At 36.0% G+C, this 23,818-nt stretch carries 23 protein-coding genes and 1 pseudogene; 15 read left to right on the top strand and 9 right to left on the bottom strand.

What is annotated here, in order from left to right:
• The 9 genes and pseudogenes from LX80_RS12060 to LX80_RS12015 form a co-directional block, all read left to right on the top strand.
• Positions 1-1,584, top strand: a 1,584-nt coding sequence (locus LX80_RS12060) for a hypothetical protein (RefSeq protein WP_146250505.1), incomplete at its 5' end; no start/stop codon positions are given.
• Between the two features lie 10 nt (positions 1,585-1,594).
• The gene (locus LX80_RS12055) at positions 1,595-2,206 is read left to right on the top strand and encodes a hypothetical protein (protein WP_111296789.1); all 612 of its coding nucleotides are present in this window, start codon (positions 1,595-1,597) and stop codon (positions 2,204-2,206) included.
• 218 nt (positions 2,207-2,424) lie between these two features.
• Positions 2,425-3,506: pseudogene (locus tag LX80_RS12050) on the top strand (IS3 family transposase); the annotation flags it as partial.
• A gap of 138 nt (positions 3,507-3,644) precedes the next feature.
• Entirely contained in the window at positions 3,645-4,313 is a 669-nt protein-coding gene (locus tag LX80_RS12045; protein WP_146250503.1) for a hypothetical protein, read from the top strand.
• Positions 4,314-4,988: 675 nt separating this feature from the next.
• Positions 4,989-6,629 carry a hypothetical protein gene (locus LX80_RS12035; protein WP_111296783.1) on the top strand — a complete coding sequence of 547 codons (1,641 nt, stop codon included), beginning with the start codon at positions 4,989-4,991 and terminating at the stop codon, positions 6,627-6,629.
• Between the two features lie 12 nt (positions 6,630-6,641).
• Entirely contained in the window at positions 6,642-6,965 is a 324-nt protein-coding gene (locus tag LX80_RS14510) for a hypothetical protein (RefSeq protein WP_170120454.1), read from the top strand.
• Positions 6,966-7,011: 46 nt separating this feature from the next.
• Positions 7,012-7,497 carry a hypothetical protein gene (locus LX80_RS12025; protein ID WP_146250499.1) on the top strand — a complete coding sequence of 162 codons (486 nt, stop codon included), beginning with the start codon at positions 7,012-7,014 and terminating at the stop codon, positions 7,495-7,497.
• A gap of 19 nt (positions 7,498-7,516) precedes the next feature.
• The gene (locus LX80_RS12020; RefSeq protein ID WP_111296777.1) at positions 7,517-8,236 is read left to right on the top strand and encodes an outer membrane beta-barrel protein; all 720 of its coding nucleotides are present in this window, start codon (positions 7,517-7,519) and stop codon (positions 8,234-8,236) included.
• 2 nt (positions 8,237-8,238) lie between these two features.
• On the top strand, positions 8,239-9,414 hold the full coding sequence (locus LX80_RS12015) for a S41 family peptidase (protein ID WP_111296775.1): 1,176 nt from the start codon (positions 8,239-8,241) through the stop codon (positions 9,412-9,414).
• A gap of 281 nt (positions 9,415-9,695) precedes the next feature.
• Here LX80_RS12015 and LX80_RS12010 read toward each other — a convergent pair whose 3' ends face one another.
• The 8 genes from LX80_RS12010 to LX80_RS11975 form a co-directional block, all read right to left on the bottom strand.
• Positions 9,696-11,027: a DDE transposase gene (locus LX80_RS12010; RefSeq protein WP_111296773.1), complete on the bottom strand. Its 1,332-nt coding sequence runs from the start codon at positions 11,025-11,027 to the stop codon at positions 9,696-9,698.
• Between the two features lie 334 nt (positions 11,028-11,361).
• Entirely contained in the window at positions 11,362-13,020 is a 1,659-nt protein-coding gene (ade, locus tag LX80_RS12005; protein ID WP_111296812.1) for an adenine deaminase, read from the bottom strand.
• A gap of 57 nt (positions 13,021-13,077) precedes the next feature.
• Entirely contained in the window at positions 13,078-13,758 is a 681-nt protein-coding gene (gene trmD / locus LX80_RS12000; RefSeq protein ID WP_111296771.1) for a tRNA (guanosine(37)-N1)-methyltransferase TrmD, read from the bottom strand.
• Positions 13,759-13,770: 12 nt separating this feature from the next.
• A complete protein-coding gene (locus LX80_RS11995) occupies positions 13,771-14,163 on the bottom strand; it encodes an RNA-binding S4 domain-containing protein (RefSeq protein WP_111296769.1) in 393 nt (130 codons plus the stop codon).
• A 108-nt stretch (positions 14,164-14,271) separates the two neighbouring features.
• Positions 14,272-15,651: a dipeptidase gene (locus LX80_RS11990; protein WP_111296767.1), complete on the bottom strand. Its 1,380-nt coding sequence runs from the start codon at positions 15,649-15,651 to the stop codon at positions 14,272-14,274.
• 66 nt (positions 15,652-15,717) lie between these two features.
• Entirely contained in the window at positions 15,718-16,713 is a 996-nt protein-coding gene (locus LX80_RS11985; protein ID WP_111296766.1) for a cation diffusion facilitator family transporter, read from the bottom strand.
• Positions 16,714-16,735: 22 nt separating this feature from the next.
• Positions 16,736-17,149: an OsmC family protein gene (locus tag LX80_RS11980; protein ID WP_111296764.1), complete on the bottom strand. Its 414-nt coding sequence runs from the start codon at positions 17,147-17,149 to the stop codon at positions 16,736-16,738.
• 55 nt (positions 17,150-17,204) lie between these two features.
• Positions 17,205-18,647: an LptF/LptG family permease gene (locus LX80_RS11975; RefSeq protein WP_111296762.1), complete on the bottom strand. Its 1,443-nt coding sequence runs from the start codon at positions 18,645-18,647 to the stop codon at positions 17,205-17,207.
• A gap of 27 nt (positions 18,648-18,674) precedes the next feature.
• Here LX80_RS11975 and LX80_RS11970 point away from each other — a divergent pair, with 27 nt between their 5' ends.
• Positions 18,675-19,259 (top strand): hypothetical protein, encoded by a 585-nt coding sequence (locus LX80_RS11970; RefSeq protein WP_111296760.1) that lies wholly within the window; start codon positions 18,675-18,677, stop codon positions 19,257-19,259.
• On the opposite strand, the gene LX80_RS11965 is transcribed toward LX80_RS11970, so the two are convergent.
• Entirely contained in the window at positions 19,256-19,639 is a 384-nt protein-coding gene (locus LX80_RS11965; RefSeq protein ID WP_111296758.1) for an START-like domain-containing protein, read from the bottom strand. The two genes, LX80_RS11970 and LX80_RS11965, sit on opposite strands and share 4 nt — an antisense overlap.
• Positions 19,640-19,901: 262 nt before the next feature.
• Between LX80_RS11965 and LX80_RS11960 the strand changes: the two genes are divergently transcribed.
• The 5 genes from LX80_RS11960 to LX80_RS11940 all read left to right on the top strand — a co-directional run bounded on the left by LX80_RS11960 (position 19,902) and on the right by LX80_RS11940 (position 23,806).
• The gene (locus LX80_RS11960; protein ID WP_111296810.1) at positions 19,902-20,768 is read left to right on the top strand and encodes a sigma-70 family RNA polymerase sigma factor; all 867 of its coding nucleotides are present in this window, start codon (positions 19,902-19,904) and stop codon (positions 20,766-20,768) included.
• Between the two features lie 92 nt (positions 20,769-20,860).
• Positions 20,861-22,183: a signal recognition particle protein gene (gene ffh / locus LX80_RS11955; RefSeq protein WP_111296756.1), complete on the top strand. Its 1,323-nt coding sequence runs from the start codon at positions 20,861-20,863 to the stop codon at positions 22,181-22,183.
• A gap of 149 nt (positions 22,184-22,332) precedes the next feature.
• Complete coding sequence (rpsP, locus tag LX80_RS14685) at positions 22,333-22,782, top strand: 30S ribosomal protein S16 (protein ID WP_111296754.1); 450 nt, start codon at positions 22,333-22,335, stop codon at positions 22,780-22,782.
• 91 nt (positions 22,783-22,873) lie between these two features.
• Positions 22,874-23,398 carry a ribosome maturation factor RimM gene (gene rimM / locus LX80_RS11945; RefSeq protein WP_245898056.1) on the top strand — a complete coding sequence of 175 codons (525 nt, stop codon included), beginning with the start codon at positions 22,874-22,876 and terminating at the stop codon, positions 23,396-23,398.
• Positions 23,399-23,401: 3 nt separating this feature from the next.
• Positions 23,402-23,806, top strand: a complete 405-nt coding sequence (locus tag LX80_RS11940) for an acyl-CoA thioesterase (RefSeq protein ID WP_111296752.1) — start codon at positions 23,402-23,404, stop codon at positions 23,804-23,806.
• Positions 23,807-23,818: the final 12 nt, after the last annotated feature.

The following is a 23,818-nucleotide window of genomic DNA, read 5'->3' as shown; positions in this document are numbered from 1 at the left end:
CAAAAACATCGTAACATTTCTTATGCTGATATTTTAAAGTGGAATTATAGTTACGACAAATCAGTTTCAGATGCCCCAAAAATTATCATTGATAAAGCACAAGAAGCTATTATTAATAATACTTACATGATTAGAATTCCTCTTCAAGATAGTAAGGGAATGTTTTATCTATACAAATACAATAATGAGGTTCAATCAATTTTTGTAAGACCCAACCTATATAATGGTGAATTAAAAAATATTGAGTTTATTGATTTAAAGAAATCACTTTACTCTGTTCTTACTTATAAGAACAATAAAAAAGCCGATTCGCTATACAAGGCGATAATTCCACAAAATAATAATTCTCACAATACAAACATAACTTCGCTTAGCACCAATGCGAATTCAATTTCATCTAATACTATTACTGCCATGGGTACATTTTGGTTTGATTTGGGTTGTTTATTACGACTTGGTATTCCAAGATGGGACGAATATGGGGATAGAGTATGTTATGGAATTGATTGGGCTTCACTATTTGATGGAAGTAGTTATTTAGGAAGTCAGACAAACCCACCGCCATTTGATGCTGCCTCCTTTATTGCAATTTTTGGCGTTAATCCTAATTACTCTTTGGTAAGTCCAAGTATTTGGAGTGATTTAAATGGAGGCAGCAGCAGTGGTCAATATGAATTAAGCCCCACTGCATTTAATTACCTTGTATCTACTATGCAATTAGACGAGTTTTATAGCGATTGGATTATACAACATCAACACTATGCTTCGCAGATTTATAATTACATTTCGAATGAACCAAATGTAGATAAAGCAGTATTACTTTCTCAAAGTCATTTTGAATTATTGAATTCAAGCCAAGATTATGTTCAGTTTAACATTAGGCATGATATTTTTGGCGACAAAAGCAATGTTTGGTGGAATGATCCTACTTGGCTTGTAAATTACTATACATACTCTGATATGCCATGGTCAATTAGTGGTGTAAATATAGTTCCAACCATAATTTATCAAGACTATGCAATTGCTCCATTCATATGGACATATGTTAATGATGATGGAAGTACATTTAATGATAGTTACCCAAGCACTAACCCTTATTTTCAGTTTGTTCCAAATGACAATTATGACAACCTATACCCCAATTTTACAAACCTTGTTAAGAATTTGAAGACCTTTGTGCGAGATAACCCAAAAGTTTTAAATGCCTTACAAAAGTGGTCGGGGTTAAGTAAACAACAGATATTAGACAAACTTACTTTCGGGCATGGTCCAACAATAAAAGTTGAAGAAATGATTGGGCGTTTTGGTTTTTATAATAAAAAAAGTTCTGAAAACATCTTACATATAAGAGCATCTTATGTAAGAGGATTAGAACAATCTAAATTGGTATCTACAAAACAAGCAACAGCTTTCTTATTGGCTGTAACAATCTTACATGAGTTTGTTCATTATGGTACAGGTTTAAACAATATAAGTGAAGGACAATACGACTTTGGGCTTCGCTTTGAGAGAGATGCTTTTAATGTTATTGTTGATGATGACAACGCAGGGAATGTTGTTATTAAATTTAGTGAATATTTTTAAATAATATATAATGAAAATTTTTAAATATTTCTTTTATTTAGTTATTACTGTTTCATCATGTATAAATAAAAACAGTAAAATAATTGATAAAGATATTCGATTCTTAAATGAAAACTTTTTAACAATAATTGACACTTTCGCATATAAGTATAATACATTAAGACCTTTTCCATATCAACCTGAAAGGGATAACAAGGATTCCGTTTTTAACATTACTATTTATGACAAATTAATATCTCCTTTAAATTGGGAAAAGGAATCCATGGTGGTCATTAATAAAAGTTTCGACTCTGTTCGTTCTTTAGAGTATAAAAAAATGTTACTTTCTTATAAAACCAATTTTGACACAGCTTCTTTTGATATTGATATTAAAAAGATTACAAACCATGGAAAATATAATTTAATACCAAATAAAGAATTAGATGTCCAAAAAAAAGAGGATAAGAAAATTATAGGTCATTTAGCATTTTCTCGTGTTATATTTAATGTAACAAATGACAAAGCTATTATGATAGCAATTATTAAAGACAATATAAAAAGCGGTATAATCAAAATTTATTTTTTTGAGAAACAAAAGCCAAATTGGAAAATTTATCATTCTGATATATTAGAAGTTTGGTAAAAAATACTGCTTACAACATTGCATTGGCAAAAAATGGGCAGACAAATATGTGCTGCTCATTTTTTATTAATTGTACATTTGTGCGAATGTTGAGCAATAGAAAAAAATCCCATTCTTCGCAAATGCATTGACGTTACAAAGTAACAAAGTACATTGTAAGCTTCCCTAAAGTTCGGCCATTTGAAAGTTGACAAATTAGTTAACTTTAAATGGTAAATATGAAAAAGTCAAAGTACACAGAAACCCAAATTGTCAAGGCTATTCAAGAGCATGAAAATGGTCGTAAAGCAGAAGACATTTGTAGAGAGTTAAGTATTACAACAGCTTCTTTTTACAAGTGGCTCCAACGTTACGGCGGCATGGAGGTAGCTGATTTGAAGAAGATGAAAGAACTCGAAGAGGAGAACAGTCGTTTAAAACGTATGTATGCCAACTTAAGTCTAGTGCATGAAGCCCTAAAAGATGCAGTTGCAAAAAAGCTATAAAGCCTGACGATAAACGCAGCTTGGTTGATTACATGGTACAAGAAAATGGGGTCAGCCAGCGGCAGGCTTGTAAAACATTAGGGCTGCAAAGAAGTACAGTTCAGTACCAACCAAAAGCAAAAACATACGATGTTGTAATAGATGAGTTGAACCATTTAGTGACCAAATTTCCTGCTATTGGTTTTTGGCAAAGCTATCACCGAATACGTAATAAAGGCTTAGAATGGAACCACAAACGCGTTTACAGGGTGTATACGGATCTGTGCTTGAATATACGTAGGCGTAGCAAAAAGCGGCTGCCTGCAAGAGTCAAACAAGCACTGTATAAGCCAGCATCCATAAACGAAGTTTGGAGCATAGATTTCATGAGTGATAGTTTATGGGATGGCAGAAAGTATAGGCTACTAAACATAGTGGATGATTACAACAGAGAGCTATTACATGTAGAAGTAGACTTGTCGCTACCTACATTAAGGGTCATCAGGGTATTGGAATATTTAAAAGAGTTTAGAGGATTACCCGCAATCATACGTGTTGATAATGGACCGGAGTTTATATCACACAAACTAGACGGATGGTGCAAAAAACATAATATAGCATTGGTATTTATACAACCAGGTAAACCCATGCAAAACGCTTATATTGAAAGATGCAACGGAAACATTAGAAGAGAATTACTGAATGCTTATGTATTTACAACACTGACAGAAGTAAGACAAAAAGCAGAAGAATGGATGATGGATTACAATAATGAAAGACCGCATAAATCATTAGGGTACAAATCACCGAAAGATTATGCTGAACAGCATTACCAAAGCACATTAAATGTACCGAAGCTTTATCCACAAATGACGAACGAAAATCATTCAAATATTGAAGAGAGTCATTTAGTGGATAAAGTAGTAGACAATCTAAAAATGAACGAAAAATTATACTTTTAAGTGGCCCGAAAAATGGGGAAGCTTACAGCAACAATTGGCATTATTTTGGAGTGCTCAAAAAATCTTAGTAAGCCCAAACTTGCAAACCCAAAATCCTTAAGTGAGGATCGGGTATTCATTAACCTTGTTACTGAAACGTACAATTATCTTAAATTTATTGCAGTTATATTAAAAGAAAAGAAGCTTAAACAATCGCTGGTATTATCAAACCTTTCCGAACTCAGAGATAGGAATCTTCCATATGCTGAACAAATGGAAATTATTGATGACATTTTTAAAAGTCAAGTGTCTCAAAGACTAGAAAAGTACTTGAAAACTCATGAAGCACTTTGGATAAGTTTGCAATTACGTTATGAGCCATTGTCGCAAGAGATTCTGACAACGGAATGTGCGGAGGTTTTTTCTAAACTGCATGAATCGAAAATGCAGAATAGAAATACTGTTTTCAGCACATCAACTGAGGATGTTGCGGTGGGTTATTTAGATGATGGTTATGGCTGTGGATGGAGATATTCACTTTGTGTAGCAGCAGCAACAGCTACTGCAATTCTTTGTCATGCAAGTTGCGAAACAACAGCTTTAGCAACTACGGCCGGATTAGGTATACCCGCCTGTGTAGCTTTATGTGGAACCGCTCAAGTAGCAGCAGGTGTTTATTGTTATGATAAATATTGTAAATAAAAATTAAAGAAATGAAAAGTAAAAATTTTATTCCCCTAATAATCTATTTGCTCATTGCCATTTTAAGTGTAATATTCCGCAAAGAATTATCTGATTACATTTCAAAAGATGTACTATTTGTAATTGCAAGTATTGGCTTAATAATTTTAGCATTGTTTGTAATTCTTGCGAGATTCAAAATCAAAAATTAATATGATTAAATAATAGTTTTTTTATTAATTCATTGCTATCATATCTTAGGCTCTAAAAATCAGTTGTATGTGTTATTTCAATTGGTTATTATTCCTTTACGTTAAAACAATATTGAACAAAAAATTTTTTAAACTAAAGTAGTCTTTCTGCATTTAAGCATTTTGACTAATTAAATACGCAGGGTAATGCACTAATGCCTTTACTTTTTCAGTAAATAAAAGAAATTAAAATTTTTATAGTTTTAAAAATTGCGTAGAAATACGCTTGTTTTTTATTATACAGGATATTATATTTGTTTTATATTATTTGATGTGCACAAATAATACCATTTGCCGGTAAAACCAAAGTGGAACACCAGCTGATTATAATGGCCATATAACGGAGGGTATGTTCCACTGCAGACAAGCAGTTTAAACAATCCGCTGAACATTCGACCCCATGAGCGTTAGGCAGGGGGTAATTATTACATAAAACTATTTGTTTATGAAAAAGATACGTTGTTTTGATTTATTATCTAAAATGGTTATTTTTATTTTCATGTTGAGTGCGCTCATGTTTACAAGTTGCAAAAAACACTTTAATGCTTCAATAGCAGCAGCAGGTAAGGATGGGATACAACCTTTTAACTTTAATTGGGAAACAGTTGATTGGATGCCTACCCCAGCTGTTGCAGGCCAAGCTTTAATAAATCCACCGTGGATTGGGCAGGGAAGTATAACTTCTGTTTATGGTATTGATGTAGCAAATGATTACAAGGCTACTGATGGGTGGGTTTTGGTGTATAATAGTTTTGACCCAAATTCTCCAGGGCCGTTGGAAGATCCTTACTTTATTTTGTATAATAGATATCGAGGATTAATGCGTATTTATTTTTTTATAACTTCCCAAGTCTCTGCTAATTCAGATTATTTAGTTGATGGGCTTACAGCATCAACATCTGGAACTACAAGTCTATTAAATTTTTTGGGTAATGATATTGTCGATGTTTCTCAAAATCAATTATCATATTCACAAATAGAACCAGGTCCACCAGATGGCTCAGCTCCATTAGGAACCAGAAAGTGGTACATGCTACAATATGAATTGGCCTATGATCCCAATTTAACGAACACAAATTATAACAATATTCAATTGAGTTGGTACACCAATTATAATAGTATTTCCAAAATATCATTGGGTGGCCCATTGATAGGTAGTGTAAATGGTTCTGTTGGATCTTCTACGTCTAATATTAGTTCATCCCTTTTAAATGGATTAAAAGTTGTTACAACAGCAGGTCTTTCTTTGGCAGGAAGTTCTGCCGTAAATAATGCCAGCGGCAATTTTTCTGCAGTAAACCCAATACTAAATCCAGATGGAACGCTACAGGGGTTCTCACCTACCACAGTTAACAATAAATTAGGATTGTCAAATGCAACTTTCACAGCACTTCAGAGTGGACTAAATAGTGCATTTTCTGCTGCAATCGGCAATATTCCAGGTGCAGTTGCAGGATTATTAAGTGCAATAATAGGCGGAAACAGCAATGCACAAACAATAAGTTTAACACTCAATGCAAAGTTACAATTGGATGGTACTAGTACCAGTAAAGGTTCTTTTCCTGCAAGTCCCGCTTCTGTATATGTACCTGGGACAATCATAGACCCAATTACTGCACAAGGGTATATTCCGTTGTATACAAATAGTTTAGGTATTTTTAATTTATCTTCAAAACCCATTGTCAACATACATACTAATTCAATTAAAGTAAGCCAAAATGGTGGCATATATTATCAATATGATAATTTATATACAGTTAATACTTCTTCAATTAACTATTTATGGAATCCTTCAGTTATAAATTCTTCATCAACTGGTGCTGCAATTAAAAATTTAAAAACTGAAGTAGTGTTAATTGACCCAGATTTGTCTGCAAATCCCGTCATTGGCGGAAATCTCGGCATCATTGGAACACATACAGTTATTACTGGAACATCCGTTGGTACAACCTATACAGTACCAAGAGTGCAGCCTCGTAATAATTATGCTGCTGTTCGAATAACATTTGACGTTGTACCCAACAATGGCATTACTCCAAAATCAACAATCATAAAAACATTTTTAGCCAATATAGTAAACAACTAAATGTATATTTATATGAAAAGTATTTCAATTAAAATGTTAGTTTTCCTGCTATTACTATCTGGGATAAGTATATCTTCTTGCACCAAGCAAGTCTCAGCACCCACACAAGGGCAAATTACGGCTACTAAATTACAAAAAGTGATGGTCAAGGGAGATATTGTATTTATATATAATGTTGATGGGACCTCTGCTCAAGGGAGTCTCGTTAATATATCAAATGATGGTTACATTACGGTGGCCTATCAGGCTGTTTATGCTACCTACAACTTAAGCTTATTGAAGGAATACTATAGTGTGGTGTTAAGCAATGGCAACAATTGGTTTTTATATTTTTAATTTTTCATCATAGCCCGAATAAAAGTTCGGGCTTCAAATAATATTCATGTTTCGTATTTGTTTGGTTATGATAATTTTATATCCTTTTGTTTGTTTTTCTCAAACAAAGCGTGAAACCATATATTCCAGTACCAGTTATCGTGTAGTTAATGATACATTAATAACTGATATGGGTTTTAAAATTTATGAAGGCTTAACCCTAAATGTAGGCAGCGGTTCAGGTGTAAACGGTATTTATCAGCAGATTAGATTTAAAACACAACTCAATGCCAATTTATTGCTATTTCATGATGCAGAAATGAAAACTACTTATTTGAATCGGGTAAATCCTGAATTTGACAGGCAGAATGATAAATTAAAGGAGCTATTACATTACGGAGATAGGTTGATGGTAAAAAGAATAACCAAAAAAGGAAATAAAAAGTTTGGTTATTGGTATTATCTAATACTTAAAAGAACAAAGGCACCACACACTAAATTGGTTTGTAATATAGAATTGGCTGTTAACTGTAAAGAAATACTTTTTCAATAGCATTTAAAAATATAATAGCATGCGGCAAATATATATTTTGCTATGCTTTTTTATTATAAAAAGCCTTCATGCACAATATAGTGTAGGATTATTTTCAGGTTATACTAACAATCATTTACGAACCAATATTTCTAATCGTTTGTTTACTGAAAATAAGAATGGCAATAGTATTAGTACAGGGTTAATATTTAACTATGCATATAAAACCAAAATTCAATTACAAACTGAATTAGCGTTATTACAAAAAAATTATTCATTTGTACGAACAGGGTTGTATTCCGGTATTTTTACCAAATACCGGAATACCTATTTGCAATTGCCGGTTATTTTTAAATACAAGTTACTACAAAAATGTAAATGGGTAATATGGGCCGATGCCGGGTTCTTTGTTTCTTACTGGGTTGATGGAAGTATAAATGGAGTAATACCCAATGTTTTTAATAATTATTATACTGTAGATAGAAGGGGTTCAGTGACAAATTATATACGTTTTTCCGATTATTTCCAAAAACATATCTTTTCATCTGAAAAGGATAATCGGTTTGAAGTGGGGCCATTAGTAGGTATAACATCTGTTTATCAACTGAATAGCAGTTATTCTGTTTTCATCAATGCAAGATTTTACTCATCTTTTCTCTCGCAACAAAAACAGTATACAGTTAACCAGGTTATGCAGTATAATCAAACCTCTGTAATTTCTACAGGTGGTGTAATTAATTTTCATGCAAAAAATAGATAGCAATGCAAAATATTCTATTGAAACATAAACTTATGCATGTTTTATTTTTACTTTTTATTTGTTGTTCATGTAAAAAAGTTGATTTGCCCATCAATAATGAAATCCCCAAAACATTTATTGGTGTGTTTGAGCAGTTTTGGAATAAAATGAATATGAATTATGTTTATTGGGATATTGATACAACAAATTGGAATAGGATGTATCTAAAATATAAGTCTGTATTTGCAAAGTTAGATTTGAATAACACTTCCGATATAAAAAAGAGTGTTTCTTATTTTAAAGAGATGACAAAAACCATAATGGATGGGCATTATTATATTTCATTTATGCAAAATGCTATTATAGATTCATTTATTTATCCTGCCTATGATAAGAAAAGAAATTTATATGGATTTCATAGTCCATATGCTTTTTATAAAGTAGATACAGGTTATTTAGATGCAAATTATCAATTAGGTATTGAACATTCTTATTCATATGGAGGACAACCTTTAACTGTTTTATTCGGAACTATTCAGCATAATATTTTATTTTTTTCGTGTAATTATTTTTTTTTGTCAAAAGCATACTATTCAACAACACATAATAAAATACAGCCAGTTTTAAACTCATTTTTCAATGCATTAAATACAACGATTAATAGTAGCATTAAAGGATTAATTATAGATGTAAGAAGTAATTATGGGGGAGATATAAGTGACTTAAATTTTTTAATGGGAAGGTTCATTGACAAACCTTTGTTGTTTGGTTATTCGCAATATAAAATCGGCAATGGAAAGTACGATTATAGTGCATGGATACCAGCTTATATAAATCCTTTTAAAAATACTAAGCATTTAAATATTCCTATTATTGTTTTAGCAGATAATGTTTCATCTTCTTTAGCGGAAGCTACTGTAATGGCAGTTAAAGCATTTCCTAATTCTTTTTTTGTTGGTGAGACAACTTTTGGTGCAACAGGTCCTATTGTTAGTGATAATAATTTATACAGCGATGGTAGTTTTACTGTACCTGATTTTATGAATGTACAAACATCTTCAGCAAAGTTTAAATATATGGATGGTAAAATTTATGAGGGAAAAGGATTTGCTCCTGATTATTTTGTTGCATTTAATCTTTACGCTTTACAAAATGCTACTGACCTACAGTTAGAAAAAGCTATTGATTTATTGAAATAGTCTTTCGCTAAAGAAATATTTCTTTGTTGCAAGTGCAAAAAATTACTTATCATAAAGATAAATTGGTAAGAACTTAAAATATCTTCCGATTTACGTATTTTTAATTAGGGTCTTCCTGTAAATGATAATAAAGGCATTTGAGTTGTAAAATTGAAATGGCTTTGTTGCTGTCGGTAATTCAAATGATGATTTTTTTCTGGTTTACTGCGGATTTTTTTTAACCAGGGCATGGCAGTTCCTTCTCATTTTTGCAATGAGTTATGCAATTGATTAAATTTTTTTTACGCTGCTCTTGCATGCAGTTGTGCGGCAGCTATACGGTCTGCCATTCTTACTGCATTGCTGGTGAAGATGCCGAAAAAGATCCAGCAGGTTTCTGTGGTTTGATTGCGGGCAGGGATTTTTTTGAGAAAATAATTTTCTTTTTCATTGCCAAAGCTTCCTTCCAAAATAGTTCCTCTTGCAATGTTGAGTGTTTTTCTTAGAGTAGCAGCCTGCTCTATGTGTTGTATTTTTTGTTTGCCCTTGGGAGTAAAATTCGTTACAATATTATTTTGTTTGCAATATTTTCTATTCGCATTGGTAGCGTAAATCTGATCGGCTGAGTGATGCGAGCATTTGCCAAAAAGTTTTCGCTGCAAATAAATGCCGCTTTGCATTCGAGTTCTTTCATTAAATGCATCATAGCTGAGATGCTCAATAAAATTAATTCCATCCACCTGCAATATATTTACCTTGGCACCAAACTCCACAGTCTTTGTTTCTTTGCCCCGGACAATAGGACGGATGTAAGGTTTGCTAAGTGATACAATACGATTTTTTATTTCCTGAACCTGACCATAAAGTTTTCCATGCTGCTGTTCATACACTTTGATAATATGGCTCATCTTTGACGTTTGCTTTTGCGACAGAGTTTGATGTTTTTGTTGCAAACGGTTCAGATGTTCAATCAGGTTCAATAAAAATTTCAACAATTTTTTACGAACCTTCTTTTCAGCACGTCTCGTTTTCTTTTTTGTTTTTTGATATGATTGAAAAATTTGTTTTTGCCTCAAATAATTCATGCGGCTCTTGCGCAGCTTCAATAATTTTCTGCTCTGCTGTATCATCAAATAGGTTTGGTGGCAACAGTTCCAGATCAGTTTTACATCAGAGGGAAAACTGATGCGACTCTCATAACAGGTTGCATCCTGCATGCCTACATTGATCGCGTGCATAAAAGGTTTCCAATACGCAGCAAACTGTTTTTGCATCTCATCTATATTCAAATGCCTGCCGATATAACTGCGCCACCAACCGGGCAGATTCATATCGCTGATCTTTTCATCAGGACGCAACAGAATGCCACAAAACAATTGCATGCTCCAATCTGTATTGATGCGCTGCATCAGCAACTCATCACTGAGCTGCAAATAATGTTTTAGAAATTGCAAAGCAATACCGCCTTTCACATCAAACCAGGGCTTGCGACCCAATCCACTTTTGCTATGAGCAGGACGAGGAAGAGTGGCCGCTAACTCGTCAAAAGGAATCGCCAAATAAATTTTTCCCAAATCAGTTTGTAAAAATTTTTCGTGCAGCAGTTGTTGGTGAGAAAATAATAAATTTGCCATGTTTGAAAATTAAACTGCCCCACTTTGAGCATTTTTTGTGCCATTGTGGGGTTTTTCATTTATTATTTTCTCACAAATCCTTGCCTAATGTGGATTTCTTATTTACGTGAAGACCATAGTTGCTACCCCATTGTTCATTTTAGTTTTTCTTGAGTTTGACACCATTTCAACCTAACATGTAAGCTCCCCTTATTTCAGGCTTACGTTTGGTGGCCAAACGCGTTATTATACCTGCTGCTCTTTGGAAGAATTTTATTCCCGGATGGAATTGGAAACATTATGCTTTCCTGTTCCTTCCCTAACTATGATTCTTATTAGTCGCCCATTATCATTGTTATTCAATTGGCCATAATTGAAAATGATCTCCATCAAACAAGCCTTTATCACTAAGTTTAATATGGGGGATTACCAGTAAAGCCATAAAACTAAGCGTCATAAAGGGTGCTGCAAGCGTACTGCCTAATTCATTTTTTACCATGGCATCTATGGCTGTATATGCGGCTGCTACGGTATAGCCATCATCAGTACTCATGAGTCCGGCTACTGGTAACGGTAATACTTTTGTATTGTTGCCATTTACTGCACTAATACCCCCTTTTTCCTGTATTACCGCATTAATGGCTTGTGCTAAATCGGCATCATTGGTGCCTACTGCTACAATATTGTGGCTATCATGCGCTACGGTTGAGGCTATGGCGCCTTTCTGTAATCCAAAATTTTGAATGAAAGCTTTGGCAATAGGGGCGGGATGATAGCGGTTTACTACTACCATTTTCAACACATCATTTTCAATACCTGAAACAATATATCCGTTAATTACTTTGGGGGTTATCCAAATTTTTTTGGTGATTAGTTGGCCGTCTAATGCTTGTATTACGGGTATTTTATCCTGCTGTAAAGGGTACTCCGTTATTTTGATGGCCAAATCATCTTCTGTTACCGGCATGCAATTAAATTGATTGATGTGGGTAACCGGAACTGAGGATAACAATGTGCGGCCATGTTCTGCTACCAAATGGCCTTTAATATAGGTTTGCAGTACCTTGAAATCGGTTAGATTATTTACCACAATGCAATCGGCCGGATCGCCAACTCTCAGTAAGCCAATATTTAACCGGTAATGTTGTATCGGATTAACGCAGGCGGCTTTGAGTACCTTAAATACATCAATTCCTTTTGCCACTGCTCGGGCACATAATTGATTGATATGGCCAATGGCTAAGCTATCTGGATGTTTATCATCGCTGCAAAACATCATATTTTCATAATGGGTATGCATTAAATCAATTAAAGCTTCAAAGTTTTTGGCAGCGCTACCTTCTCTTATTAATATTTTCATGCCAAAGTTCAATTTGTTTAATGCTTCTTCGGCTGTAAAACATTCATGGTCGGTACTAATTCCGGCGGCTATATATTGTTGTGCGGGTTTGCCCATTAATCCGGGTGCATGGCCATCTACCGGTTTATTAACGGCTTTGGCAGCAGCAATTTTTTTCATTACTTCTTCATCGCCGTGCAAAACACCGGGGAAATTCATCATTTCACTCAGGTATTTAATATCATCGCGTTGCAGCAAGGCGGCTACGTCAGTACTGTGAAGTGCAGCACCTGCAGTTTCAAAAGTGGTGGCAGGTACACAACTGGGAGCGCCGAAGTTGAAAGAGAAATTGGTTTGCCGGGCATTGGCCAACATAAACTCAACACCTTCCATTCCGCATACATTGGCAATTTCATGGGGGTCGCTAATGGTGCCTACCGTGCCATGCACTACGGCTAAACGGGCAAATTCACTGGGTACCAGCATACTGCTTTCTACATGTACATGGCTATCAATAAATCCGGGTAAAATATATTGCTGCGGTACTGAAGCGTTGGCAGGTAAAGCTTCAATAGCTTTAATTTTTCCGGCTTCTATAAAAACGTTGGCAGGATAAATGGTTTGTTGCCAAACATCTACTAATTGTCCGCTAATGGTATATTTTTCTGTTTGCATGTTCAATTGAATAATGGTGAATGAAGATGAATAAAAAAAATGAATGATGTGCAAGGTTTATTCCTCTTTCAGCAAATCGGGGCGTTTGGCTTTGGTAATTGCCAATGCTGCTTCATAACGCCAGGCTTCTACTTTTTTAGGATCACCTTGCAGCAATACTTCCGGTACTTTCCATCCATTAAAATCGGCAGGACGGGTATATACCGGGGGTGCCAGCAAGTTATCTTGAAAAGAATCGAATAAGGCTGAGGTTTCATCATTCAACACACCGGGTATTAAACGACCAATGGCATCAACTATAACTGCAGCTGCTAATTCGCCGCCACTCAATACATAATCGCCAATAGAAATTTCTTTGGTAACAAAGTGATCGCGAATGCGTTGGTCAATTCCCTTATAATGTCCGCAAATAAATAACAAGTTTTGGTGTAACGATAAACGGTTAGCCATTGACTGATTGAAGGTTGCACCATCGGGTGTTAAATAAATAATCTCATCATATGTTGTGGTGCTTTGTAAATGCGTTATGGCATTGTACAAGGGTTCGCACATCATTACCATGCCGGCGCCACCGCCATATTGATAATCATCTACCTGTCCGTGTTTGTTAATAGCCCATTGGCGCAGGTTATGAGTACGAACTTGTAATAAACCTTTTTCCTGAGCCCGTTTCATAATGCTATGATTCAACGGGCTTTCCAGTAATTCGGGTACCACTGAAATAATATCAATATTCATGTTGCAAAGATGCTATTCCATTTCCATAAAATTGTCTAAATCTCTTCTTTCTCTTTTGGTAGGGCGGCCAATTTTACTCAATCGTTTACCTGTATGGAAGGAAGGCGCCTGAAAGGCCGGTTTTTCCAGTGCTTCCGCCGGTGTAATATCCACATAATGTTGAATAGCTTCCGGATAAGCTACACGATTGTTTAATAATGCGGTTACTTGAATAATCCATTTGCGGGCATCTGTTTTAATTTCATATTCATCGCCAACTGCTACCGATTTGGAAGGCTTAACGGTATTGCCTTTGTATTTTACTTTTCCTTTTTCACAAGCTTCAGCCGCCAATGATCGGGTTTTAAAAATGCGAATACTCCACAGGTATTTATCAATTCTTACTTTTTCATTATTGTCGCTCATACCTTCAAGTTTATAAACTAAGGGTGAAGGTACTATTTTTAAAAGTGTGGGTTATAAAAAAGCGCAGTCATAATGGCTGCGCTTTTGAAATGAAGGTTAAAGAAAGTATTAATGTTTGGCCTCGTACAATTCGGTAAAGTATTTACAGAAATAAGGAATGGTTTCAATGCCTTTGTAAAAGTTAGCTAAATCGAATTTTTCGTTCGGGCTATGTAAATTATCATTATCTAAGCCAAAGCCAAGGAATACAATTTTTTTGTGCAATGCCTTTTCAAAAATGGCACAAATAGGAATACTGCCTCCGCCTCTTACCGGTACAGGTTCTTTACCCAGTGCACTTTGCATGGCTTTAGCGGCAGCTAAGTATTCAATTGAATCAATTGGAGTTAAATATGGTTCGCCGCCGTGGTGTTCAGTAGCTTTTACTTTAACGCCTGCAGGAGCACTGTTTTCAAAATAATGAATTAAAGCTTCTGTAATTTTTTTAGGAGATTGATTAGGCACTAAGCGAGCAGAAATTTTAGCATAGGCTTTGGAAGGCAACACTGTTTTTGCGCCTTCGCCGGTGTACCCGCTCCATATACCATTTACTTCTAAGGTTGGGCGAATACCGGTTCGCTCAATGGTAGTATATCCTTTTTCACCCCATACTGCATCAATGCCCAATTCTTTTTTATAGGCTGTTTCATCAAAAGGTGCTTTGGCCATTTCTGCACGTTCTTCTTTGCTAATTTCTACCACATCATCATAAAATCCGGGAATGGTAATATGGTTATCGGCATCATGACAACCTGCAATTAATTTAGCAAGTATTGTAGCCGGATTAGCAACAGCACCACCATATACACCACTATGTAAATCGCGGTTAGGTCCGGTTACTTCTACTTCAATATAACTAAGACCACGAACACCTACGTCAATAGAAGGCGTGTCTAAAGCAATCATTGCCGTATCGCTTACCAGCACAACATCACAGGCCAGTAATTCTTTGTGCGATTCAACGAAAGTGGCCAGGTTAGGACTTCCCACTTCTTCTTCCCCTTCAATAATAAATTTCATATTGCAAGGCATAGAGTGGGTTTGCAGCATGGTTTCCAATGCTTTGGTATGCATGAAAAATTGGCCTTTATCATCAGCAGCACCACGGGCATAAATTTTTCCGTCTTTTACCACGGGTTCAAAAGGAGGGCTATCCCAAAGGTTCAACGGATCGGCCGGTTGCACATCATAGTGCCCATACACTAAAACGGTCGGTTTGCTTTTATCTGCTATTTTTTCTGCATACACAATGGGGTGTCCGTTAGTTTGATAAATGGTGACTGTATCAGCACCGGCTGCTTTGAATTCCTGTTCAATTAAAACAGCGCAGCGTTGCATATCGGGTTTATTTTCCGACTTTGAGCTAATGCTCGGTACTTTCAATAATTCAATCAATTCTTTTAAAAAGCGTTGTTGATGTTTTTCGATGTACTGTTTCCATGTTTCCATATGTGCATTTTTTATTGTACCTGTAAATAATATGTAAAGGTACAGGGTTGTAATGATAAAGCCTTGTTAAGTGGAGGCCGGGGCATTGTGTTTTTGATTGGCCAATATATTATCTAACGTCCAGGCAACCTGATGCGTAAATGCTTGTTGCCTTACGGGGCAATCCTGTTTAATGCAAACAGGGCAACTAAAGGGTTGGCAACCTTCGGTAAGTATAAATAATTCAATGTCTTTTCCGAAAGTTTTCATTACTAATGCTTCCAATTCGTCTACTTCTTGCTGCGCTTCATGTAAATTTAGGTACCAGGGTAAGGTTAAATGACTGTCCACATGAATGGTATTGCCGTACTTAATAATGCGAAGATTGTGTAAATCAATCCAGTTGTTTCTTCTGTTTTGGTTAAGGGTAAAAATAAGTAAGTTTAAAAGTTTCATATCGGCCTCATCCATAATACCGGCTAATGAAGAACGAAGAATTTTGTAGCCATTATAAATAATGACAATGCTAATGGCAAAAGCCAATACTTTATCAATCCAATACAAGCCGGTCAGCTGAATAATGAAGAGTCCTGCAATGATTACGGAAGTGGAATAAGTATCAATTTGCAAATGTTTGCCACTGGCTTTTAAAGCCAATGAATTGTTTTTCTTTCCAATACGTAAACACCACCATCCGGCAATAAAATTAATGAAAGCCGTCAATGCAATTAAAAGCATTCCGGTATCTAGGGCTTCTACCGTTTTCTGAATAAAAAAGCTTTGTACCGTTTGGTAAACAATATAAACACCTGCTGTAATGATTAATGAACCTTCTACTGCAGCAGAAATAAATTCTGCCTTACCATGCCCATAAGGATGGTCTTTATCTTTTGGCTTTGCAGCAATATATAAGGAATACAATCCAATACCTCCGGCCACCATATTAACGGTACTTTCCAACGCATCGGTTAACACGGCAATAGAATTGGTTAAGTAAAACGCAATCATTTTTACGGCAAACAATACTACACTTAGCAGTGTAATAAAAAGTTGCAGTTGAAAGTTTTGTTTTTCTTTTTGCAAAGCACTATGTTTAAAACTATGATTAAGGTAGTAAAATTATGCTATAAGTAATGTTACAATGTTTTTTCAACATGGCTGCAATGCCACAGTAAGTATTTAAAGAAAGTTCAATTGCTTTTTTAAATTTATCTTCTTCTTGGGCAGGAATATTCGCCTTATAAGTTAAATGAATGCCGGTAAATACTTTGGGGTGGGTGGTAGTTTGTTCTGCTTCAGCTTCTATTTCAAATTGAGAAAAGGGTACTTTCATTTTTTGTAAAATGCTTACTACATCCATACCACTGCAGGTATTCAATGCGCCCAATAACATTTTTTTTGGGCTCATGCCACTGTTCAAACTGCCATCATCTGCATTAGTATCTAAACGAACAGTGTGGTTGTTTTCATCGTTGCTGTTAAATGCTAAATGTGAAACCCATTTGGTAGTAGTTTTCATATCATTGATTTTAGAATAATATATTTTATGTGTGTATTACCTTGAATTGCAGGCATTAATTATTGCCCTTCTTTTTTTTGTGGTGAAAAAAAGTGCGAATGGCCTTAAAGGTTCGATAGTAAAATTCCTGATTAAACAGCTGTGAGTCGCGCATGGCTTTATAGGTTAAGAAAAAGCCGATAGGTATTAAAACCAAGGTAGAGAGCCACATGCCCGCCAAGGGGCTCATAACATTGCTTTTGGCAAATTTTTCTCCAAAGGTGTTTAATAAATGAAACAGAACGAAAAATACTATGGCAAATACCAATGGGGTTCCCAATCCGCCTTTCCGTATAATAGAACCTAAAGGCGCCCCAATTAAGAATAAAACAATACAGGCAACACTCAATGTAAATTTTCTATGCCATTCTATTTCATGTTTCAGAAGGGAATCCTGTCGCGTTTTGTAATCATCGTAAATTAGATTTACATTATTGGTAACGGTACCCAATTGACTTAAACTGCGTTCCTGCACATAGCGTTTAACTGAGTCGGGAATGAGTTGATTTAATGAGCCCACTGATTTTAAAAAACCGGTATCTGTTTTAGGCCAGGTTGAATCCATGTATTTGGCGAAAGATAAATAAGTATTGATTTCCACTTTAGCGCGCTTTAAATAATGAGGCCCCAGGTTTTCAAGCGAGTCGATGGTAGTGTTCAATTGCCGAACACTGAGCATTTTAGGGTCATAAATAAAGGCACTATCTTTTGTTCGGTTCATTTGAAAAGTACTTAAGTCAAACAGCTTGGTATAAGTATCAAAATGGGTGCGGGTAAAATCGGTTTGAATGGTTTGGCGAGGGCCTTTTTCTTCATAACTGTTACCATCTTTTAGTTTAAATTCTAAAAACTTTTTATCGGGGGTAACTTTCATAATACCACTTTCGGCAGTAATCAAATTGTCCTGCAGGGCATAAGTTTTTTTAAAAATCACGATTTTTTTAATGGTGCTGTCGTCGCTTTCTTTTTTTCCCAGTTTAATGATGTTGCCTTCAATTTTGTTGTAAAAAACACCTTCTTTAATGTCAAATGCCGGTTTGGCAACAATAATATCGTACTGTAATGCAGCCAGTTTAAGTTGTGCCACGGGAATTATGTTATTGGCAAACAAAAAAGCAATGCCACTAATAATTACGGTTACAATTAGTAAAGGGCGCATGAAACGCGATAGTGGAATACCGGCTGCCTTTATGGCAACTATTTCAAAGGTTTCACCCAAGTTACCAAAAGTCATGATAGATGAAAGCAACAGTGCCAAGGGTAAGGCCAGCGGAACCCAGGTAATGGCTACTAAACCGGTTAAATAGGCTAGGGTGCCAAAATCAATACCTTTACCCACAAGGTCATCAATATATAACCAAAAAAATTGCATTACCAATACAAATAATGCAATTAAAAAAGTAGCCAGAAAAGGGCCAATGAACGATCGAACAACTAAAATGTCTAATTTTTTTATCACAAATTCCTTTCTTAGTATTGTTGGTTAATGGCAAATGTAAAACTTTCAACCGCAGAATTAGAATTGGTAACCAATATACCGGTTATTTTAACAAAGAACCGCATTATAAATGCCGTGCAGGAAATATTTGGGGAACTAAGTACAGCATACCAAAGTTGTATTGAAAAAACGCATGGTTTACCCGACAATGTAAAAGCCATTTCGCCTAAAATATACAAGGGCGAAAACTATGAAGGATTGCCTTGGGTAATGCTCGATTATCCGCGTTATTTTACCCGTACAGATGAGCTGGCTATTCGAAGTTATTTTTGGTGGGGAAATTATTTCAGTATTACTCTACAAGTAAGTGGCGAATTTATTTCACAATTTGCAGAGGGTATTGTAAGGTTAGCAAAGGTGCAGTCTGATTGGCAATTAATGACGCATGAAGATAAATGGCATCATATTATCAGTAACAGCAACAGTACACCGTTACAAGGTGTACAAGCGGCCCAATTATTGCAAATGCCCTTTATAAAAGTAGTTAAAACACATCCCTTGCAGCAGTGGGATATGGCCCCTGCATTTTTTACCGCTTCATTTGAAACCTTGGTTAAGATAGTATTTGGCTAGCTGCCTAAGCGATGAAATAATTCTTTAACCTGATATTCCCATAATTGGGATTGGTCTTTTATTTCATTTTTCTCGGCAAAATCTTTTATTACCAAAATTGTTTGGTTCGATATTTCGGTCTTTTCTATTCTAAATTCAAAATATTCGTTTTTTTCGCTATGCAGCCAATGAAAGCGAATAAATTTTTCTTCTTCTTTATCAATTACCTTGGCCTTATCGGGCGTTCCGCCATTCCAGCTAAAGCTATAAACGCCGTCCCATTCATCTACTTTATCTGCAAACCATTCCTGTAAACCTGCCGGGGTACTTAAAAATTCGTACAAAATACCGGGAGAGCATCTTACCGGAAATTCAAGTGTAAATAACTGTTTTTTGCTCATTTCAAATGCTTTACTAACTACTTTGTGGGTTGCAATAATATTAAATTCTACTTACCGTACAAATGTTTTTTTAACATTTTATACTTTTTTGTTATAACTTTTCCTTTAAAGTGGCTTCTGTGCTGCATTCAAGGGTTTTCGAAAGCCGAAATTTAATTTTAGGAAATATGCTTAAAATATTTTAAATTGCTATCTGAAATTTTCGTTCCTGCTTTTCATCAAAACTTATTCAAACCAACACTAAATAACCACTGCTATGAGTATGCGTCAACTCAAAATCGCCAAATCCATTACCAACCGGGAAAGTCAGAGCCTTGAGAAGTATTTGCAGGAAATTGGAAAAGTGGAATTAATTACACCGGAAGAAGAAGTGCAATTGGCATTGCGCATTAAGCAAAATGACCAGCGTGCTTTAGAAAAATTGGTGAAAGCCAATTTGCGTTTTGTTGTATCGGTAGCCAAACAATACCAAAACCAGGGCTTAACCCTTCCCGATTTAATTAATGAAGGCAATTTAGGCCTTATTAAAGCGGCGCTGCGCTTTGATGAAACACGTGGTTTTAAATTTATTTCTTATGCAGTGTGGTGGATTCGTCAAAGTATTCTGCAAGCCCTGGCTGAACAAAGTCGTATTGTTCGCCTTCCTTTGAATAAAGTGGGGCTCACGAATCGCATAGGCCGCGCCATTCAACAATTAGAACAGGAAAATGAAAGAGAGCCTACCGTTGAGGAATTGGCTGAATTGTTGGAAACTGACCTTTCGGAAGTGAATGCTGCCCTTCAAGTAAATGCCCGCCATATTAGTGTAGATACACCCTTGGGTGATGGGGAAGATAATACACTGTTAGATGTTTTATACAACCCTAATGCTGAATATACCGATAGGCAGGTTGAGCATTATGAATCGCTGAAAGCAGAAGTGCAACGCAGCTTAAAAGCATTAACAGAAAGGCAAAAAGAAGTGGTATGTTATTTTTTTGGCATTGGTACCCACGAGTCATTAAGCCTTGAAGATATTGGTGCCCGCTTTAATTTAACCCGCGAAAGGGTAAGACAAATAAAAGATAAAGCTATTAATAAGTTAAGAAGTACCAGCCGCAGTAAGCATTTAAAGGTTTATCTGGGATAAAAATTCAGATGCTATTATATTTGCAGTGCAAATTAAAGAAGTGAACTTGCCGGTTCACTTTTTTAATGAACTCACTATTTAATGCAAGCACTATGTTTAATTCGCTGAGTGAAAAATTAGAATCTGCGTTTAAGAACCTGAAAGGCCAGGCCCGTATTACAGAGCTGAATATTGCCAACACTGTAAAAGATATTCGCAGGGCATTAATAGATGCCGATGTAAACTTTAAAATTGCCAAAGAATTTACTGATAAGGTAAAAGAAAAAGCACTGGGTGAGAAAGTGATTAATTCTGTTAGTCCGGGACAGTTAATGGTAAAAATTGTTCAGGATGAATTAACTGAATTAATGGGTGGAACTGCCGCCGATTTTTCGGTTACCGGAAACCCTGCCATTATTTTAATTGCCGGATTGCAGGGTAGTGGTAAAACCACATTCACCGGAAAGTTGGCCAATTATTTAAAAGTGCAAAAAGGCAAATCGCCAATGGTGGTAGCGGCAGATATTTACCGACCTGCGGCTATTGATCAGTTAACCGTTTTAGGTGAGCAAATTGGAGTACCTGTTTATGCAGAACGCGATAATAAAGATGCAGTTAGTATTGCTCTGAATGCCATAAAGGAAGCAAGAGCCCAAAATAAAAATGTAGTAATTATCGATACTGCCGGCCGTTTAGCCATTGATGAGGCTATGATGACCGAAGTGGCCAATATTAAACAAGCCGTAAATCCCACTGAAATATTATTTGTTGTGGATGCAATGACCGGTCAGGATGCCGTGAACACGGCTAAGGCCTTTAACGATAGGCTTGATTTTACCGGTGTTGTTTTAACCAAATTAGATGGTGATACCCGCGGTGGTGCGGCCCTTTCCATTAAATATACGGTGCAAAAGCCCATTAAATTCATGAGCAGCGGCGAAAAAATGGATACACTCGATGTATTCTATCCCGACCGTATGGCTCAGCGTATTTTGGGAATGGGTGATATTGCCTCATTGGTTGAAAAGGCTCAACAACAATTTGATGAAGAAAAGGCCAAAAAATTAGAGAAGAAAATTCGAAAAAATCAGTTCGATTTTCAGGACTTCTTGGAGCAACTGCAGCAGATTAAAAAAATGGGTAACTTAAAGGATTTAATGGGAATGATACCCGGTGTAGGCAAGGCCATTAAAGATATAGACATTAATGATGATGCATTTAAGGGAATTGAAGCCATCATTTATTCTATGACACCGGAAGAAAGAGCGAATCCCGACTTAATTGATCAGCGCAGAAAAGCAAGAATTGCGAAAGGAAGCGGTAAAGATATTCAGGAAGTGAATGCTTTTATGAAGCAGTTTGAGCAAATGAAAAAAATGATGGGAGCCATGAATAAATTGCCCATGGGTGGCAGAATGCCCGGGTTTAGACGATAAACCCCTCTAAAATTTGATGAAACTCATAATTTTGTATTAAATTATAAAAAGTTTTTAGCTAAACTTGGCGGAAAAGTAATCGTTTGTTATTTTCGCCGTCCAAATTGAACGAAACCCTATTTATTAACGCCTTTAAATGTCTATTTAACATGGCAGTAAAAATGAGATTACAAAGACACGGCAGTAAAAAACGCCCCTTCTATTTTATAGTAGTGGCCGATGCCCGTGCACCCAGAGATGGTAAATTCATCCAAAAACTGGGCACTTACAATCCTTTAACCGTACCGGCAACCATTCAATTAGATCGTCAGAAAGCTTTAGATTGGTTACATAAAGGAGCACAACCTACCGACACTGTAAGAAGAATTCTTTCTTTCAAAGGTGTTTTGTATCTGAAGCATTTGTTGCGTGGTGTTTCACTGGGATTATTTGATGATGCTACCGCTATGGCTAAATTTCAAGCATGGCACGATGAGCATGAAGCCCAGTTAAAACGCAGAAGCGATGCACACAAACAACAAAAGCGTCAGCGTCAGGAACACAAACCTGTAGTTAAAAAGGTTGAAGAACAACCAGCTGAAGGCGGTTCAGAAGCATAGTAAGCCCTGCACAAAAAATTAGCCCGTTAGCCATTTTGGTAATCGGGCTTTTTTTATTTTAGAAATATAACTTTGAGCCTATTATTTAAACATGCATCCCATTCAACCTTATATTCATATTGGAAAAGTTGTAGCTACTTTTGGTACTAACGGACAGGTGCTTGTGCAGCATGCATTGGGTAAAAAAACTACACTGAAGGGCATTAAAGCACTTTTTATTGAGCAGCAAAAAAACAGCTATTTACCTTATTTTATTGAGCAGGTAAAAGCCAAAAATGAACAAGAAATTTGGGTGCAGTTAGAAGGTGTGCCCACTAAAGAGGCTGCACAGCGTTTTTTAAATAAAAATGTTTGGTTGCCTGAAGCCGAAGCATTGGCATTAATGAGTGCCAACGCTCCTATTGCATTGTTGGGTTATAAAGTTGTAGAAGATGATAAGGTATTAGGGATAATTGAGGAAGTAATTGAGCAACCCCATCAGGTATTGGTGCAAATTTCCATAGAAGGAAAAGAGGTATTAGTGCCTTTGCATGAAGAAACCTTATTGAAAATTGACAGGAAGAAAAAAGAAGTTTGGGTAAAATTGCCTGAAGGATTATTGGCTATTTATTTATAATGTATGCAAGAGGAAGTATATCCGCCCTATCGCTATAAAATTACGGTATCGGCCAATCATTTAGACCATTTACAGCATGTAAACAACGTGGTGTATGTGCAATGGTTGCAAGATGCTGCTTATCAGCATTGGATGCAAAAAGTTCCTGAAGCACTTCATAAAGAAGTATTATGGGTGGTACGTAGGCATGAAATAGATTATTTGGCAGGTGCATTTTTGGGTGATGAGTTGGAAATAACTACCTGGCCGGGCCAACATACCGGCGTAACTTGGCAACGTCATTATACCATAGTTCGTTTAAGCGATAACAAAACCATTGTAAAAGCTACCAGCATTTGGGCTTTGGTACATCGGGCTAATTTTCATCCAAGGCGGATAGATGATGCCATTCTGCAAGTATTGCGATAATAAAATGGCTTT

The sequence above is a fragment of the Hydrotalea sandarakina genome (assembly GCF_003254115.1).
GTDB lineage: Bacteria > Bacteroidota > Bacteroidia > Chitinophagales > Chitinophagaceae > Hydrotalea > Hydrotalea sandarakina.
The sequence above is the reverse complement of the archived record's forward strand: the minus strand, read 5'-3'. Positions and strand labels throughout refer to the sequence as shown.